At 36.3% G+C, this 17,323-nt stretch carries 14 protein-coding genes; 13 read left to right on the top strand and 1 reads right to left on the bottom strand.

Annotated elements, in window-relative coordinates; genetic code table 11:
• Positions 1 to 549: 549 nt before the first annotated feature.
• A complete protein-coding gene (locus tag GQ46_RS10890; protein ID WP_044401715.1) occupies positions 550 to 4,689 on the bottom strand; it encodes a hypothetical protein in 4,140 nt (1,379 codons plus the stop codon).
• A gap of 403 nt (positions 4,690 to 5,092) precedes the next feature.
• Between GQ46_RS10890 and GQ46_RS10885 the strand changes: the two genes are divergently transcribed.
• The 13 genes from GQ46_RS10885 to GQ46_RS10825 all read left to right on the top strand — a co-directional run bounded on the left by GQ46_RS10885 (position 5,093) and on the right by GQ46_RS10825 (position 17,226).
• Positions 5,093 to 5,422 (top strand): iron-sulfur cluster assembly accessory protein, encoded by a 330-nt coding sequence (locus GQ46_RS10885; RefSeq protein WP_044401711.1) that lies wholly within the window; start codon positions 5,093 to 5,095, stop codon positions 5,420 to 5,422.
• Positions 5,423 to 5,469: 47 nt separating this feature from the next.
• Positions 5,470 to 6,918: a Fe-S cluster assembly protein SufB gene (sufB, locus tag GQ46_RS10880; protein ID WP_044404930.1), complete on the top strand. Its 1,449-nt coding sequence runs from the start codon at positions 5,470 to 5,472 to the stop codon at positions 6,916 to 6,918.
• A gap of 48 nt (positions 6,919 to 6,966) precedes the next feature.
• Positions 6,967 to 7,851: an N-acyl homoserine lactonase family protein gene (locus GQ46_RS10875; RefSeq protein ID WP_044401708.1), complete on the top strand. Its 885-nt coding sequence runs from the start codon at positions 6,967 to 6,969 to the stop codon at positions 7,849 to 7,851.
• Entirely contained in the window at positions 7,851 to 8,267 is a 417-nt protein-coding gene (locus tag GQ46_RS10870) for a hypothetical protein (protein ID WP_052503459.1), read from the top strand. Before GQ46_RS10875 ends, GQ46_RS10870 begins: the two co-directional genes overlap by 1 nt.
• A 4-nt stretch (positions 8,268 to 8,271) precedes the next feature.
• Positions 8,272 to 9,024 carry a Fe-S cluster assembly ATPase SufC gene (sufC, locus tag GQ46_RS10865; RefSeq protein ID WP_044404927.1) on the top strand — a complete coding sequence of 251 codons (753 nt, stop codon included), beginning with the start codon at positions 8,272 to 8,274 and terminating at the stop codon, positions 9,022 to 9,024.
• Positions 9,025 to 9,172: 148 nt separating this feature from the next.
• Positions 9,173 to 10,486 carry a Fe-S cluster assembly protein SufD gene (sufD, locus tag GQ46_RS10860; protein WP_044401705.1) on the top strand — a complete coding sequence of 438 codons (1,314 nt, stop codon included), beginning with the start codon at positions 9,173 to 9,175 and terminating at the stop codon, positions 10,484 to 10,486.
• Positions 10,486 to 11,700, top strand: a complete 1,215-nt coding sequence (locus GQ46_RS10855; RefSeq protein ID WP_044401702.1) for an aminotransferase class V-fold PLP-dependent enzyme — start codon at positions 10,486 to 10,488, stop codon at positions 11,698 to 11,700. The genes sufD and GQ46_RS10855 overlap by 1 nt, the downstream gene beginning before the upstream one ends.
• Before the next feature lie 584 nt (positions 11,701 to 12,284).
• Positions 12,285 to 13,355 carry a zinc metalloprotease gene (locus GQ46_RS10850; protein ID WP_044401699.1) on the top strand — a complete coding sequence of 357 codons (1,071 nt, stop codon included), beginning with the start codon at positions 12,285 to 12,287 and terminating at the stop codon, positions 13,353 to 13,355.
• Positions 13,356 to 13,439: 84 nt separating this feature from the next.
• Positions 13,440 to 13,934: a hypothetical protein gene (locus GQ46_RS10845; protein ID WP_052503458.1), complete on the top strand. Its 495-nt coding sequence runs from the start codon at positions 13,440 to 13,442 to the stop codon at positions 13,932 to 13,934.
• A gap of 46 nt (positions 13,935 to 13,980) precedes the next feature.
• Positions 13,981 to 14,406 carry a SufE family protein gene (locus tag GQ46_RS10840; protein ID WP_044401696.1) on the top strand — a complete coding sequence of 142 codons (426 nt, stop codon included), beginning with the start codon at positions 13,981 to 13,983 and terminating at the stop codon, positions 14,404 to 14,406.
• 75 nt (positions 14,407 to 14,481) lie between these two features.
• A complete protein-coding gene (locus GQ46_RS10835; RefSeq protein ID WP_044401693.1) occupies positions 14,482 to 14,808 on the top strand; it encodes a DUF59 domain-containing protein in 327 nt (108 codons plus the stop codon).
• Between the two features lie 49 nt (positions 14,809 to 14,857).
• Positions 14,858 to 16,693 carry an ABC transporter ATP-binding protein gene (locus tag GQ46_RS10830; protein WP_044401690.1) on the top strand — a complete coding sequence of 612 codons (1,836 nt, stop codon included), beginning with the start codon at positions 14,858 to 14,860 and terminating at the stop codon, positions 16,691 to 16,693.
• Between the two features lie 29 nt (positions 16,694 to 16,722).
• A complete protein-coding gene (locus tag GQ46_RS10825; protein ID WP_044401687.1) occupies positions 16,723 to 17,226 on the top strand; it encodes a DUF2480 family protein in 504 nt (167 codons plus the stop codon).
• Positions 17,227 to 17,323 lie beyond the last annotated feature (97 nt).

Raw genomic sequence — 17,323 nt, 5'->3', positions numbered from 1 at the left:
GATGAAGCTGGTTATAAAGGGAGTAGTTGAGTTAATGACTAAAAAAGGCTTTAATCCTACAGCGTGTTAAATTCGTTTAAACATAAAATTTGTAGTTGCCTAGGCTATCAAACGATTTAAAGTTAGATAAAATACATGAAGAGGAGAATAAAGTTTTTGAATACAATGACTCAAGAAATAAGTGTTGACAAAAAGTAATTATTACATCTCGTTGGCAGCATCTTATAAGACTCTAGTAAATTTAACATATCCATTTTCTTTTTGACAATTAATCTCTCAGTGACTAAATTTTTAAAATAAATAGTACTTGTATTTATTAACCGGTAAACATAGTCTAGAATCTAGATCATCAAGAAAGGAGAAATGAAATTTGAAGGCAAAATAGGAGAGTTCAATACAAAAGATATGATAGAAAAGAAGATGAACAAACTTACCTAAAATCTTTAAGATTGTCGAGATAGTGATTCTTAAAGAGACCTTTAATTAAAAAACACCACTTAAAATTAATGGTGTTTTTATAGATTTTCCTAAACAAAAGTTTAATTGTTACTATTTATTTTTCAATTCATAGGTAATTTTCAGCGTCAACTCTTCTATTTCAAAAGGTTCCTCGATTTTGTTGTCATGAATTTGGAGGCTGAGCATGGAAGTAGCACTTGGTAAATGCTCTCGGTATTTTATTTCTGCATTCTCATCAATTCTGGTTAACAGTGCTGTTAATGCCTCTTCATCTTGAACCACATGCTTACTATTTGTCAACCCGTTTTCCCCTTTTGCCGGATTAATATCTGCGCGGTTGAAGGTAGCATCCCAATTTCTGGTATAAGAAATTCCATTATCTGCCGAATCGGCGGCATGCACTGTCGTGAAATAATAATATTGTTTGTCTCGTATGTTTCGAATAACCGATTCTCCTGAATGACTAATGCCAAATCGGAAAGAAAGATCGTTGACGGCTGTTTTTACTGAAATATTCTGGAATTCAATATTGGCAATTCTGTAATTGAAATATTCGTCACTGCCTTTTGAACTACCTCCTCTTAAGGTATGTAATCGAAAATCAACATGACCAATTCTATTGAGCATACTTAACAAACTCACCCCATTATGGTTTTTTGTTTTATGATCGATGGTCAAGGTAAAATGGTCTTGCGTAGGTGCGGAAAACCCTTGCATATCAGCTAACAGCTTTCTCGCTAGTGCATTGAATTGACTTTGAAGAGCAAAATCATAGGCATTCTCAAACGTTTGTCGGTTAGGAATTGTACTTCCCTTGTCCTCAAAAGTGCGAATATCCTTTACTAATTGATGGATCTGGTAAAATTGACTATCCACCCGTTGTAAGTATCGGTACTGAAAAGATTTAACAAGATTATCGACATGTTCCAATAACAATTCACGCGAATCCTCCATTACTTTTTGCAAATACAATCGGGTATTTGCTGTCAATACGCCAGCAGTCATTTGTGCCCGCTGGTCACTAAAAGTGGCAATTTGCACCATCTTTTTCATGATGCTTCCTGAATGCGAATCGATAATCTGCTGAACTTTTATCATGCGATTAATAACAGGCATTTTCTTGTCATTCAGTTCATTCAGTTCCGTATTTAACAGCGTAAATTCCTCTTTGTATTTTCCCGAAAGGGCTTTAGTCATCGCCTCTTTAAACTTCGAATCATCTTTATCGACACTTACCATCATACCTTGAAGCCCTTGGGATACTTTGCTCAAAGATTCGCCTACTGCATGTGTTACTTTCCCCGCTTTCTCAAGTGTTTTTGTTCTGCTGTCGCGTGTAGCTTCCAGTTTTTCTTTTTCTTTTTTTAGTGTTTTTTGTGATGCTAAAACCTTGCCGAGGTCATCAATAATGATGCTTTTATCCGCATTGGATGCCTTCGACATTGTTTTGATTTCATCTTTAAGATAGTTGATGTTATCCATTAATGCAGCATAGTCAGTACTCGAGTAAAACTCTAGTTTCTCGAAACTGTCAATCTGTTGAGCAGTAGCAAGTTCTTCTTTCAACTTTTTGAATAGCTTGGATTCAAAAGCACTTTCAAAGGTTGGTTTATGCTCTTTCAGCATTTGAGTGAATACATCCGCTTTCTTTTGCGTTTCACCAATACTACTTTGGTTGCTTGTTAAGCTTTTATCAAGGTCAGCAGTAAGTGACTTCGTTAAATCCCCTTTATTATCATTGATAAAGTCTCCCAGTTTACTCGACAGCGAATCAGTAACGCCTAATGCTTCTTTAAAAGGTGTATCAGAATGAATATCAATATTGCCAACCACGTCTAAAATACCTCCCGCAATTTGCCCTACAAAGGGTTGCCCTACAGGGATTAAATGGCATAATCCTGAACAGATTTTTAGAGCACTAGTAAATAATGCCTGTTCTTGCTCATCTTTTATTACGTCATTGGTCACTTTATCATTCAGCGCCCTAATTTTTGTGTGGACTTTGTCTGTTTCACGCTGGATAGCATTAAGTTCATCCTTAATTTTAGGTAATTCTTTATGAGCGTTAGCTAAGATATTTCTATCATTTTTTATTTCTTCGTTCAAATGGTTGATTGCAAAGTTTAATTGCTTCCTAACATCTGCCTCGCTTATATCTTTGCTCAGGAGTGTATCTGCGTAGAATAACGCCTGAACCGTATTTCGTTTTATGAATTTGATTAATTGAATATTGGTAAGCGTAGAAAGTCGAGGAACCCAGCCAATAGGTTTTCCGAAATAATCGAGTCTAGATGCTAAGCGATTATTCATTATCCTGATTTCATTCATTAGATCTGCAAGCTGTATATCATGGTTGACAAGCGCATCGGGTTTCTCCGGCAATTCTTTTCGATAACTATCAACCATCCAAGTGGCTGTATGCCGATTACCCTGCATAAATTCATTCTTAGCAAATTGTACTGCCCGCTCCAACATAAAGGGGTGAATCCAAGCATTGTTTTGTTTGTTAATCTTTTTTATACTCCCCGATTGTCCCATGCTCCCATTTTCACCCACACCATCTTTACCATGACGACTATCGATGGTTTTAATTACGTTTTCAATTAAGTACCCATCTGTTTCTCCCTTTTTTACCCCTCCTAAAGTTCTTGAGTCTGGATCATTATGAACAAATTTGTACTCCATGTGAAAGGCAGGATAGTTCAGCATTCCCCTTCCTCCGCTAATGACAGGGGAAATGCCTAATGCGCCGGGTAAGGTATCAATTCCTGCTTTATCACAGCAGGCTGCTGAATAATGCAATGTTCCACTATTTCCGCCATTTCCACCAGTACCCGAGGCGAATGCGTCAGCACCGTTGCTAGGATTTTCTGCTTCACGATTACCCAACTCTACTACTTTCTTTTTTCCTAGTCCATGTACATTATAAATGGTAGCTTTTACAAAAAGTATAGGGTAATTATTGTGATAATTCATGGGAGGTCTAAACCACATTAACTTATTGCTTCCTTTAACGAAATCAAAATCAAATACTCGCTCCCAAAGCTTTTCGACTGTAACCGGGTGTGCCAAATCTCCCGTTTGATCAGCTTTTGGAATAGGTTTCAAGTCTCCCAATTGTCCATTTTGCCCTTTGGCACCATTTAAACTAAAAAGTGGAGGAATTCTTTTAATAGTGAGACTTGCGCTGAGAATATGATCAATACCTGAATCGGTATTCGCAAATCCCACAAAGTGGGAATTTTTCAATCCATCACTTTTAAGCACACCTATTTCTTTATAAGCCCCACGTCTCGAAGCACCCATAATTATGAGTTTTCCTGATTCGTGTATCATTTTTATTTTAACAGAAACTTCTTTTTTCTGGGGATAATAGACAGGATAAGACTTCTCATAACCAACAGCCGACGCATGTAGTGAAAATCCACGATCCGGATGGTTGTCAATCATAATTCCATGAAACTTGTCGGGCAACTTTGTATTCAGTTTCTTAGGACACTCCTCTACCAGCATTATATTCAGTGTATGGTAAGTAGCATCAGAAAACTCAAATTCCAACACACTTCCATTCGAAAACATACGAAAAGAGGGGTGCATATTAGGTGTCTTAAAATCTTTTTGTGTACTAAACAGATAGTCTGGAATGGTTAATTCTTCTGTCAACAGACTCTCTTCATTCCTGCTCGAAGAAAATTCCTTTACGTGCAAAAACACATCTCCTGCAGCAGGTGCATTTTTTCCATTGGCAACATTACCCTCTGTGCCTGCTTTGTCAAAATTTTCAAGGGGATTAGGTGTTGTTCTAATTTCTCCACGATCGGACATAATTAACCTTCGGGCATAAATATAAACATTGGTTTGAGGGAAGTGAAGCTGACGTTGAATAATAATGGTGTCGGCATAGAGGTATAAATTTTCAACATTCGGCCTACCTGTGAGACCTTCCAGCGGAGATGTTTCATTATCCGTTTCTTCTGAAGCCGAAACTATTTTGTTGTTGCCTCCCCCTTCAGTTAATGGTCCAAACAACATGTTCAATCCGGTAACGCGAACGTTTACCGTCGAAACATTCGACATTCCATTAAATAACGAGCGTCTTCCAGGATTGGGACGTTCAGAAATTTGAATGTAAGAACTGTATTCTTTTTCCAATAAAGGGTCTTCATTTTCGTTGATTTCTACGGAGCGGTCTTGTTCTATCAGTTTCCAACTAGTATTTGTGTTAAGCATGAGTCTATTTGTTGTAAAAATTAGCCTTATAAATATAGATATATTTACTTTTATAAATACAGGTATATTTACTCTTATAAATAGGTAGGTATATATACTCTTAAATAGATGCTGTATTTTAAAGGGTTCATTTTTATTACGAATGTTTTTTTAATGAAAAAAGTATCAGAAGGCGGTGTCCAACTTTCCGCGCAGGACAAAACAGATTTAAAAGCCTTTCTTTTAACATTATCCGACCCTTCTTTTCTTACTAATCCTGACTTTCAGAATTAAGCCCAGCCCAGGAAAATAATTCATAGGAAAAACCTATGGTTACATATGCTAATATAATGTTAGGTTGTATGGTAAAAACAGACATATATCGTATATTTGCACTCTATTTAGAGTTAATCTATATAAGAATATGATAAAAGTTTCTGAAACAGCTAAAAAGAAAGTCATTGAATTAATGACTGACGATGGGTATAATCCTGGTGAGCATTACGTGCGTGTAGGCGTTAAAAGTGGTGGTTGCTCTGGGTTATCTTATGATCTAAAGTTTGATAAATCACAAGAAGAAGAGGACAAGGTTTTTGAAGATAATGGTGTAAAAATTATTGTTGACAAAAAAAGCTTCCTCTACCTCATAGGTACCACTTTAGAATATTCTGGTGGTTTAAACGGTGCTGGTTTCGTTTTCAATAACCCGAACGCAAACCGAACTTGCGGTTGCGGCGAATCATTTTCGCTTTAGACCAACCAACCTTCAAAATGAAGGCGTATAAAAATGTAAATCAAATTATGTCAAAATATACCGAAGACGATTTAAGAGAAGAATTAAAAACCAAAGAATACGAGTATGGTTTTTACACAGACATGAAATCTGAAACCTTTCCTATTGGTTTAAATGAAGATATTGTTCGTGCTATTTCTAAGAAAAAAGAAGAGCCTGAATGGATGACTGAATGGCGACTAGAAGCTTTTCGTTATTGGGAAACCATGAAAGAGCCTGAATGGGCTAACGTACATTATAAAAAGCCAGATTTTCAGGCCATAGCCTATTATTCTGCGCCAGTTGCAGTTGATCCTAACAAGACATTAGACGATGTAGATCCCGATTTACTCGCGATGTATAAAAAATTAGGAATATCTATAGATGAGCAAAAGAAAATGAACAACGTTGCCATGGATATTGTTGTCGACTCTGTTTCGGTGGCTACGACTTTCAAAAAATCTTTAGGCGAAAAAGGTATCATTTTCATGAGTATCTCAGAAGCTATTAAAGAACACCCAGAATTGGTCAAAAAATATATAGGAACTGTCGTTCCGAAAACAGATAATTTTTATGCGGCTTTAAACTCGGCAGTGTTTAGTGATGGCTCCTTCTGTTACATTCCAAAAGGCGTGCGTTGCCCAATGGAATTATCAACGTATTTTAGAATTAACCAAGGAGGAACAGGCCAATTTGAACGCACACTACTTATCGCAGACGAAGGTAGCTACGTCTCTTATTTAGAAGGCTGTACGGCGCCAAGTCGTGATGAAAACCAATTACATGCCGCCGTTGTAGAGCTTATTGCTTTAGATGATGCCGAAATAAAATACTCAACAGTACAAAACTGGTATCCGGGAAACGCTGAAGGAAAAGGTGGTGTTTTCAATTTTGTGACTAAAAGAGGAATATGTGAGAAAAACGCAAAAATCTCTTGGACCCAAGTGGAAACTGGAAGTGCAGTTACCTGGAAATACCCTAGCTGTATTTTAAAAGGGGATAATTCTGTTGGAGAGTTCTACTCTATTGCAGTCACTAATAATTACCAGCAGGCAGATACTGGAACAAAAATGATCCATCTGGGAAAAAATACCAAATCCACTATTATTTCAAAAGGGATTTCCGCTGGTAAATCACAAAATTCCTATCGCGGCTTAGTGCAAATAAATTCTAGAGCAGACAATGCGCGTAACTTCTCACAGTGTGATAGTTTGCTTATGGGCAATGAATGTGGCGCACACACTTTCCCCTACATTGAAGCAAAAAACAAAACAGCAATGATAGAGCACGAGGCGACAACCAGTAAAATTGGTGAAGACCAAATTTTCTATTGTAACCAACGTGGCATTGATACAGAAAAAGCCATTGCACTTATTGTAAATGGTTTTAGTAAAGAAGTCCTTAACAAGTTACCAATGGAGTTTGCTGTTGAAGCCCAAAAATTACTGGAAATTAGCCTTGAAGGCTCTGTAGGTTAATTGATAATTGAAGTTTAATTAAAAATTACTCGCCTTCGCGAGCTCAGAATGAAAAAAACACTGTTATTATTAGTACTAATTATTGGTTTCTCATCTTGTAAAGATTTTAAAAAAGGAGTTGAAGACGGCTATAAAACTGCACAAGAAGCAGAAGAAGCGGAAACAAAACAAACTGAAGTTAAACTATATACCTTAGATGGCGGAAAAATTCTAGTCAATAAATTAGAAATATTTTCTCAGGACACCACGTACCAAGGCCAAAGCAAAACATTTGCTGATGCTTTTTACATTATTGAACATCCTAAAGGACGCTTGCTATGGGATGCAGGTTTAGCCGAAGGTTTAGTGGGTCAAGCCCCCTTTAGCACCCCAGATGGCGCTTTTAGAGTGTCTAGAAAAGATTCGATAGTCTCGCAATTAAAAGCGTTGAATTTAGCTCCAAAAGATTTTGATTATATCGCCTTGTCACACACCCATTTTGATCACACCGGTTCAGCTTCAAAATTTGCAGATGCTACCTGGTTAGTACAAGAAGCGGAATATGATTTTATTACTAGTGAAACCCAGAAAAAAGGAGACAATTACCAACCTATTGCTATGTTAACTAAGGTAAAAAAATTAAATGGTGATTATGATGTATTCGCCGATGGCACTGTAATCATTAAATCTATGCCTGGCCATACACCAGGACATCAAGCATTATATTTAAACTTAGTTGAAGCTGGACCAGTTTTGTTAACGGGTGATTTATACCATTTTGAAGAAAACAGAGACACCCGTGGTGTGCCAAGTTTCAATTACAGTGTAGAAGAAACGCTAAAAAGCATGGATGACTTTGAGGCTTTTGCTAAAGAGAAAAACGCTAAAGTTTATATTCAGCATTCCGCTGATGATTTTAATGCATTGCCTAAATACCCTAAATTTTTAAAATAATGATGAAGCCTGTTTTTATTTTAATATTATGTGTGTCACTTTTTACAAGTTGTAAAAACGACACAAAACCAAAAGCATTAGAAATTGGTGCAGATGGCCCAGAAAAAACAGCTAAGCAAAGCGACGGGTTAACCTTGTTAAGAGGCGAGTTTATTTACTATTCAGATGCAGCAGTACTCCAAGCTGGCAACTCTGTTTATGGCGTGGTAATAGATGATAAAATGCACGAATTGTATAATCTAGGAGAAGCATACAGAGTAGAACCTACAGATGGTATACTTGCTGAAGTAAGAGGCAAGCTCATTCCTAAGCCAGAAGGCAAAGAAGGCTGGCCATTTAATGTAGAGATAAAAGAAATTATAAACGTCAAAAAATTAAATCCAAAACAAAACGAAGTCGTTAAAATTGGAAAATAAGCATATGTTACAGATAAAAGATTTACACGCAAGTGTTGAAGGAAAGTCAATTTTAAAAGGAATTAATCTTGAAGTAAAAGCGGGCGAAGTTCATGCTATCATGGGACCAAATGGTTCTGGTAAAAGTACTTTAGCTTCCGTAATTGCTGGAAAAGAAGAATATGAAGTAGATAAAGGAGAAATTATTCTTGAAGGTCAAGACATTGAAGAGTTAGCTGCTGAAGAGCGTGCACATAAAGGCATTTTCTTATCATTTCAATACCCTGTTGAGATTCCAGGCGTATCGGTAACTAACTTTATAAAAACCGCAATCAATGCCAATCGCAAAGCCAAAGGTCTTGAAGACATGCCCGCAAAAGACATGTTGAAAATGATAAAGGAAAAGGCTGAAATGCTAGAAATCGATCGTAAATTCTTATCACGCTCCTTAAACGAAGGCTTTTCTGGTGGAGAAAAGAAACGTAATGAGATTTTCCAACTGGCGATGTTAGAACCTAAGTTAGCCATCTTAGATGAGACAGATTCTGGTTTAGATATTGATGCGCTTCGTATTGTAGCAAACGGTGTAAATAAATTAAAATCTAAAGACAACGCAGTAATAGTAATCACACACTACCAACGTTTATTAGATTATATCGTTCCAGATTTCGTTCATGTTTTACACAATGGTAAAATTGTAAAATCTGGCGGAAAAGAATTAGCACACGAGCTGGAAGAAAAAGGATACGATTGGATAAAAGAAGAAGCAAACGCATAGATTACTAAGTAGTGGTCAATCTTTAGTAGGCAGTAGCTTACTCAAGCATGATTACTCTTAAAACAATAAAAGTAGTCAATCTTATAAATAAAACAGTTGACCATTGCGTGGACTGAAAAATAAATACTGATTACTGAAGACTTACAACATGGATTTAAAAGAAAAATTAGTAACCTCATTTTTAGCATTCGAAAATGATATCGATATGGACTCCCCTTTACACGATATCCGTAGCGAAGCCATCAAAACATTTGAAACCGTTGGTTTTCCTTCTAAAAAACAGGAAGACTGGAAATACACCTCACTAAAAAGTATTTTAAAAGAGGATTATAGCGTGTTCCCAAGACAGGAAAATGCCCTAGAATATAAAGATGTAAAAAAGTATTTCCTTCATGATATCGATACTTATAAAATAGTATTTATTGACGGAAAATACTCATCACATTTATCCCAGACCACACATGATGGTATTGATGTTTGTTTGATGTCTTCAGCTTTAAATAAGCCAAAATACAGATTGATTATTGAAAATTACTTCAATAAAGTCGCAACAAAAGACAGTTTAGCATCTTTGAACACTGCGTTTTCCAACGAAGGCGCTTACATACATATTCCGAAGAATAAAATGGTTGAAAAACCGATTCAAATCTTACACTTTTCAACAGGAAATGAAGCGGCGTTACTATTACAACCTCGTAATTTAATTGTAGTCGACGAGAATTCTCATGTTCAAATTATTGAACGTCATCAAAGTTTAACTGACAATCCTGTATTAACAAACAGTGTTACAGAAATCTTTGGAAACAAACGGGCCATTGTTGACTATTATAAAATACAAAATGATAACGGAAACGCCTCTTTAATAGATAACACCTTTATAAATCAAAAGGACCAAAGCCACTGTTTAGTGCATACTTTTTCTTTTGGCGGTAAACTTATACGTAACAACCTTAACTTTTACCAAAATGGGGAACGTATTGATTCTACGATGAAAGGCATTACGATTATTGGTGAGAAACAGCATGTCGATCACAATACATTAGTACATCATATTGAGCCAAACTGTGAAAGTCACCAAGATTACAAAGGTATTTTTGGCGATAGTGCTACTGGTGTTTTTAATGGTAAAGTAGTCGTTAATAAGGAAGCGCAAAAAACCAATGCCTTTCAATCGAATAATAACATTTTAGTAAGTGACAAAGCCTCTATAAATACAAAACCGCAATTAGAAATTTTTGCCGATGACGTTAAATGCTCTCACGGTTGTACTATTGGGCAATTAGATGAAAGCGCCATGTTTTATATGCGTTCTCGTGGTATTCCAGAGAAAGAAGCTAAAGCCTTATTGATGTTTGCCTTTAGTAACAACGTACTCAGTTCAGTCAAAATTCCTGAATTGAAGCAACGTATTACTAAGTTAATTGCAAACAAACTAGGTGTTAATCTGGGGTTTGATCTTTAATGCTAGATTTAAAAAACATAAGAAAAGATTTCCCTATACTTAACCGCAAAGTTAATGGTAAACCGTTAGTGTATTTTGACAACGCAGCAACCTCGCAAACACCGCAACAGGTTATAGACGTTATCGTTGATTACTATTCTAACTACAACGCAAACATTCACCGTGGCGTTCACACATTAAGCCAAGAAGCCACAGATAAATATGAAGCGGCCAGAAATACCATTCAACAGCATTTCAATGCCAAACACGCTTACGAGATTATATTAACTTCTGGGACTACCGAAAGTATCAATTTAGTTGCTCATGGATTTGCGTCTTTAATAAAGGAAGGGGATGAAATTATAGTCTCTGCTTTAGAGCATCACAGTAACATTGTGCCTTGGCAAATGCTATGTGAAAAAACTGGGGCCCTATTAAAAGTGATTCCTATGAACCTAAATGGTGAATTGGAAATGGATACGTATTCCCAATTACTTTCAGATAAAACAAAACTGGTTTTTGTTAATCATATTTCTAATGCTTTAGGCACCATAAACCCCATAACAAAGATAATCGAACAAGCACATGCGTTTGGTGCTGCAGTTCTAATCGATGGTGCACAAGCGGCTCCACACATAAAACCAGACCTTCAGGCATTAGATGTTGATTTTTACGTCACTTCTGCTCATAAAATCTGTGGACCAACGGGTATTGGTATGCTCTACGGAAAAGAAGAATGGCTGGAAAAATTACCACCTTATCAAGGGGGTGGCGAAATGATTGCCACCGTAAGTTTTGAAAAAACGACCTATGCGGGTTTACCACATAAATTTGAAGCAGGCACCCCAAACATTTGCGGCGGTATTGCCTTTGGCGCAGCCATAGATTACATGAACAATATAGGCTTTGATACTATCGCTAACTACGAAAACGAACTATTGGTCTATGGTACAGAAAAGCTTTTAGAAATAGAAGGCTTAAAAATCTACGGCACTTCAAAAAATAAAACCTCAGTGATCTCCTTTAATTTACAAGGTATTCATCCCTACGATGTTGGTACGCTTTTAGATAAAATGGGTATAGCCGTTAGAACCGGTCACCACTGTGCACAACCCATTATGGATTTCTACAACATTCCCGGAACCGTTCGTGCTTCTTTCGCCTTTTATAACACTAAAGCGGAAATCGACGCTTTAGTTACTGGTGTAAAGAAAGCAAAGATGATGTTGTCTTAACACAAAACTATTTTTTTATTATTAAATTTTTAATAATATATAGGTCTACTGAAAGCAATCGCTTATTAGCATACCCTTTGGTAGAAAAGCTAATTATTCCTGAATGCACTTCCATTATTAAACTAGGTATCTACTACTAATTTTTTGAGAACCATGGCGTGTGAATCTTGGACTAAGTTTAGGGTTTAATCTCGAGTATGTCTTAAATTCAACAGCCCTCCTTTATTACTAACTCATGACTTCCTATTAATAAGCTTATGGACAACAGTTATAATCATAAGCAATTACAATAATTTGTTTAATTAAGAAGCATATTTTATATACACACTAATTTTTGTCAAAATTAATAGAACAACAACACGAGGCTTAAATTAATAACAAAAAAAAAAGACAAACAAGACATTCTATTACACAATCCTCTAACAAACAGATGTTTAAGACGTATTCCCCGTTTATCTAATAGATTGAGTACTTTTCTACAAATACACTTTATCTAAAAGTTGGTTTAGTCTCAGCGTTTTAACATTTTTTCTGAGATATTTTCATATATTCGGCACACATTAAACCCTTATATTTAAAAAATAATGAAAAAATTAGTCCTAAGTATGGCTGTTTTAGCCTTAGTATTTACCTCATGTAATGAAGACCAAACACAAGAATTAAAAGACGAACAATCTAAAATAGATATGAGCGACTTTTACGTTTACACCGATGCCGATGTAGACGAAGCAAATAGAGCGGCGGAAGGAAAAGCCTCTTGTTATTCTATGGTAAACCTAAACAGACAGTTAAATAAAGATCCAAAATTAGCTGACAAAATGTACGATGTTGAGTACAATACTAGAAAATTTCTTGCAGCTAAAGGAAAGCCTGCTAACGGCGGTGGCCCAGGAGGTGGTGGAGGATCAGGTAATACTGATGTTCTTCCTGTAGACGATGGCTTCGGAATCGTAAATATTCCTGTTTATGTACATGTTGTTTACAGCAACTCAAGTGAAAATATTAGCAATGCACAGGTTACCTCTCAAATCTCTGTCTTAAATGAAGATTTTAGAAAGACGAATAGTGATGCCAACCAATTACCATCAGAATTTGATAATGCTATAACAGATACAGAAATAGAATTTACATTAGCAGGAACCTTCAGACATGCAAATTCTAACACATCTTGGGGAACCAATGATGCTGTAAAATCAGCTTATCCACCTGTAACGCCAGAAACACACTTAAACATCTGGGTATGTAATATTGGTGGCGGAATTTTAGGTTATGCACAGTTTCCTGGAGGGAATTCAAGTACAGACGGTGTTGTAGTAGGTACTCAGTATTTTGGTAACACTGGAAACGTATCGGCGCCTTTTGATAAAGGAAGAACTGGAACTCACGAAGTTGGTCACTACTTAAACTTACGTCACATTTGGGGAGATGGAAGATGTCGTCAAGACGATTTTGTTGCCGATACACCTTCTTCTGACGGTCCAAACTACGGTTGTCCTTCTTACCCAACACTTAACTGTAAGTCAAATGATATGACAATGAACTATATGGATTACACTAATGACGAATGTATGTATATGTTCTCTGACGGTCAAAGAAACAGAATGCGTGCTATTTTTGCTCCAGGTGGATCAAGAGCTGCATTAGCTGGAAACTAAGTTTTCTAAACATAAAAAAATAAAAGACGCCAACTTTGGCGTCTTTTTTGTATTATTATAAAAAGCAAACAAATAATTACTAAGATGAAAACATTCACGATTATATTATTTACAATTATTTTAAACACCTGTGGCACGGCTAAAACCGCTACTACCGAGCCTTCAGAAGGGGCAAATTCTACTTCTGAAGAACAAATAGAGATGAGCAAGACAGCGCAAAAAAGTATTAAAATTGAGTATAAAGCACATACCAGAGGGAGCTTTAAAAAAATAGTTATAGAAAATAAAACGGTTAGCGTTCAAAACGTCATTGATGGAAAAGCAGAAGTAAAAACCTGTAGCGATGCAGATTGGAATGCTTTAATGGCGCTAATTGAAAAAACAGATTTAAAAGACATAACTAATTTGGAAGCGCCAACTAAGGCACACCAATACGATGGTGCTCCAATGGTTGACTTTACAGTTACTAAAAACGGAGAAACCTATACTGTTCCAGGATTTGATGCTGGAAATCCAAATAAAGCTATTGAACCATTAGTAACTATGGTTTTAAATATTGCTGCTGAAACTAAGGGATAAATCTACAAGATTTCCGTAATTTTGTAGCAGAACTAAGAAACATAAAATGCAAAGCATACAGGAGATACAAGCTGAAATTATTGACGAGTTTTCAATGTTTGAAGATTGGGAAGAGCGCTATCAATATATGATAGACTTAGGTAAGGATTTACCTTTAATAGACGACCAATATAAAACCGAAAGCAACATCATTAAAGGCTGCCAAAGTAAAGTATGGGTGCATGCTGAAATGAAAGATGATAAAATAACATTTACAGCAGATAGCGATGCCATTATAACCAAAGGTATTATAGCCATACTCATTAGAACATTTTCTAATCAACATCCTAAAGCTATTATCGAAGCAGATACAGATTTTATAGATGAGATTGGATTAAAAGAGCACTTATCGCTTACCCGAGCCAATGGATTAGTGAGTATGATTAAACAATTAAAATTGTATGCCATTGCGTACCAAACACAACTTAATTAGGCTTTGTTACACTGAGCATTACTGAAGTAAAAATATTGAAAAGACGTCCACTGACGTGGAAATGAAAAATTTAAGATGAGCGATACAGTTATAGATACCACAGAACTAGGAGAAAAAATAGTAAAGGTTTTAAAAACCATTTTCGATCCGGAAATCCCAGTTGACATATATGAACTAGGACTAATTTACGACGTTTTCGTAAATGAAGAATATGATGTTAAAATCTTAATGACTTTAACCACCCCTAATTGCCCAGTTGCAGAAACCTTACCTCTTGAAGTAGAAGAAAAAGTAAAATCACTTAAGGACGTGAAAAACGCTGAAGTTGAAATCACTTTTGATCCGCCATGGACACAAGAGTTAATGAGCGAAGAGGCGAAGTTAGAACTCGGCATGCTATAAGTTAGCATCCCTGATGCTTTAGCTACCTCAGTAATTACCATAAATATTAATGCCAAGACAGACACCAAAATCATTAAAAGACGGGAACAAAACCAGCTTAAAAAAGTCTTTTAGTGCATTGGTTTTCATTCCAAGATTCTTTAAAGAAATTTGGAATACCAATAAAAAACTCTTTTTACTCTCTGCTTTTTGTAGACTCATTGGTGCTGTTTTACCAGTCATCGTATTATGGATAGGTAAAATCATCATTGATGAAATCATATTACAAACCAAACTAGAAAATTCAGATTTATCTCAGCTGTGGACCTATGTTGCCATAGAATTGGGCTTGATTATTCTTTCAGATTTAGTAAGTAGAGCCATTCAACTTACCGATGGCCTACTAGGCGATGCTTATTCTATTGATAGCTCGGTAAGAATCATTAAAAAAACCAATCAGATAGATATTAGTCTACTCGAAGACTCCGAGTTTTACGACAAGCTAGAGCGTGCCAGGACCCAAACCACAGGAAGGGTTGGCTTAATGTCAAATGCCTTAGGCGAAGTGCAAAGTCTTATCTCCATTGCTACTTTAGTAGCCGGTTTAATCTATTTTGAACCTTATCTTATTATTTTACTGGTACTTAGTATTATCCCCTCTTTTATCAATGAAATTTGGTTTAGCCAACAGCAATACTCCTTAGCAAGAGGCTGGACGGCCGAGCGAAGAGAACTAGACTACCTTAGGTATATTGGTGCTAATGATCAAACGGCTAAAGAAATTAAACTCTTTGGACTCACAGATTTTGTTGTAGACCGTTTTAAAAACCTGTCTCAGGAATATTATGAGCTTAATAAAAAATTAGCGGTCAAGCGTTCTGCACTGGGCTTTGTATTTAATGTTCTTGGGACCCTAAGTTATTATGGTGCTTATGTGTTTATTATTTACAGAGTGATCTCTGGAGTCATTACTTTAGGGGAACTCACCTTCTTATCTGGTGCCTTTAATAGGCTAACACGAAACTTGCAGGACTTTTTTTCAAAGTTTACGCGTATCTCTGAAAGTGCTTTATATCTCAAGGACTATTTCGATTTTATCGATATTTCGGTCGCCTCTAAATATGTGGAAGACATGCCGCTTCCAGAAAAAATCACCCTTGGATTTGAGTTCAAAGACGTCACCTTTTCTTATCCCGAATCGGATAACGAAATTTTAAAAGGCATCAGCTTTAAAATTAAAGCCGGTGAAAAACTAGCCTTTGTAGGTCAAAATGGCGCTGGAAAAACCACCTTAACGAAGTTATTATTGCGCTTTTATGAACCTACCACCGGTGAAATTTTATTGGACGGCGTAAATATTAACCGCTATAATAAAGCAGCGTATCAAGCGCTTTTTGGCGTTATTTTTCAGGATTTCTTTAAATACGAATTCACCGTTAAAGAAAACATTGCCATTGGTGATATCACTCAAATAGACAATCAGAAGAAAATTGAAAAAGCTGCAGAATTAAGTTTAGCGAATGAGGTGGTTTCTGAATTGAAACGGGGATACAACCAACAATTAGGCAAGCGTTTTTATAAGGGGCAAGAATTATCTGGCGGTCAATGGCAAAAAATAGCCTTGGCTAGAGCCTATATGAAAGATGCTAAGGTGATGATCCTAGACGAACCCACCTCAGCATTAGATGCCAAAGCAGAAAGCGAGGTATTTGAGCGTTTTATAGGTCTAACCGAAGATAAAACAAGTATTATTATCTCCCATCGATTTAGCACCGTTAGGCAGGCCAATAAAATTCTTGTTCTTGATGAAGGCCGTGTTTTAGAAATGGGAACCCACGACGCACTAATGGCAAACCAATCGCTTTATGCCCAACTTTTTCAGTTACAAGCCGAAGGTTATCAATAAATTCAGTAAAAAATACTTAACTTTGAACTATGGCAGATGAAATAATCAATCGCGTAGCGAATAGCAAATTAGTAACCTTTAATCTTGAGGATTTTTATCCTGAAGGAGATCGTGTCTTGTTTGATATTAAAGATTGGCTGATGGAAGGTTTGGTTTTACGTGAAAAAGCCTTTCGCGAGAGTGTAAAAAACCATGATTGGTCCCAATATAAAAACAACTATGTTGCTTTAACCTGCTCAACAGATGCTATTGTTCCAGCCTGGGCATTTATGCTGTTAACAGTAAGCTTGGAACCTTTTGTTGAAAAAGTGGTTATTGGAACCTTGGCCGATTTGGAAACCTCCATATATCAAGACATTTTAGCCACCATAGACGTGGCTTCATTTAAAGATATGCCTGTAATTATTAAAGGCTGTTCTAACAAGCCTGTACCGGTAAATGCGTATACTATGCTTATAAAAAAGCTAAAGCCTGTTGTAAAATCTTTAATGTATGGTGAAGCCTGCTCTTCTGTCCCCCTATACAAACGTTAACAACGCCATTGATTAACTTTAAATCTACTAATCAACAGCTTAGCTCTTACTTTATTTTTGATAAAAATGGTAACAAATCCTATCTTTGTAACCATTA

The organism is Lacinutrix sp. Hel_I_90 (assembly GCF_000934685.1).
Classification (GTDB): Bacteria; Bacteroidota; Bacteroidia; order Flavobacteriales; family Flavobacteriaceae; genus Lacinutrix.
This window is presented reverse-complemented; position numbering and strand designations above follow the sequence as displayed.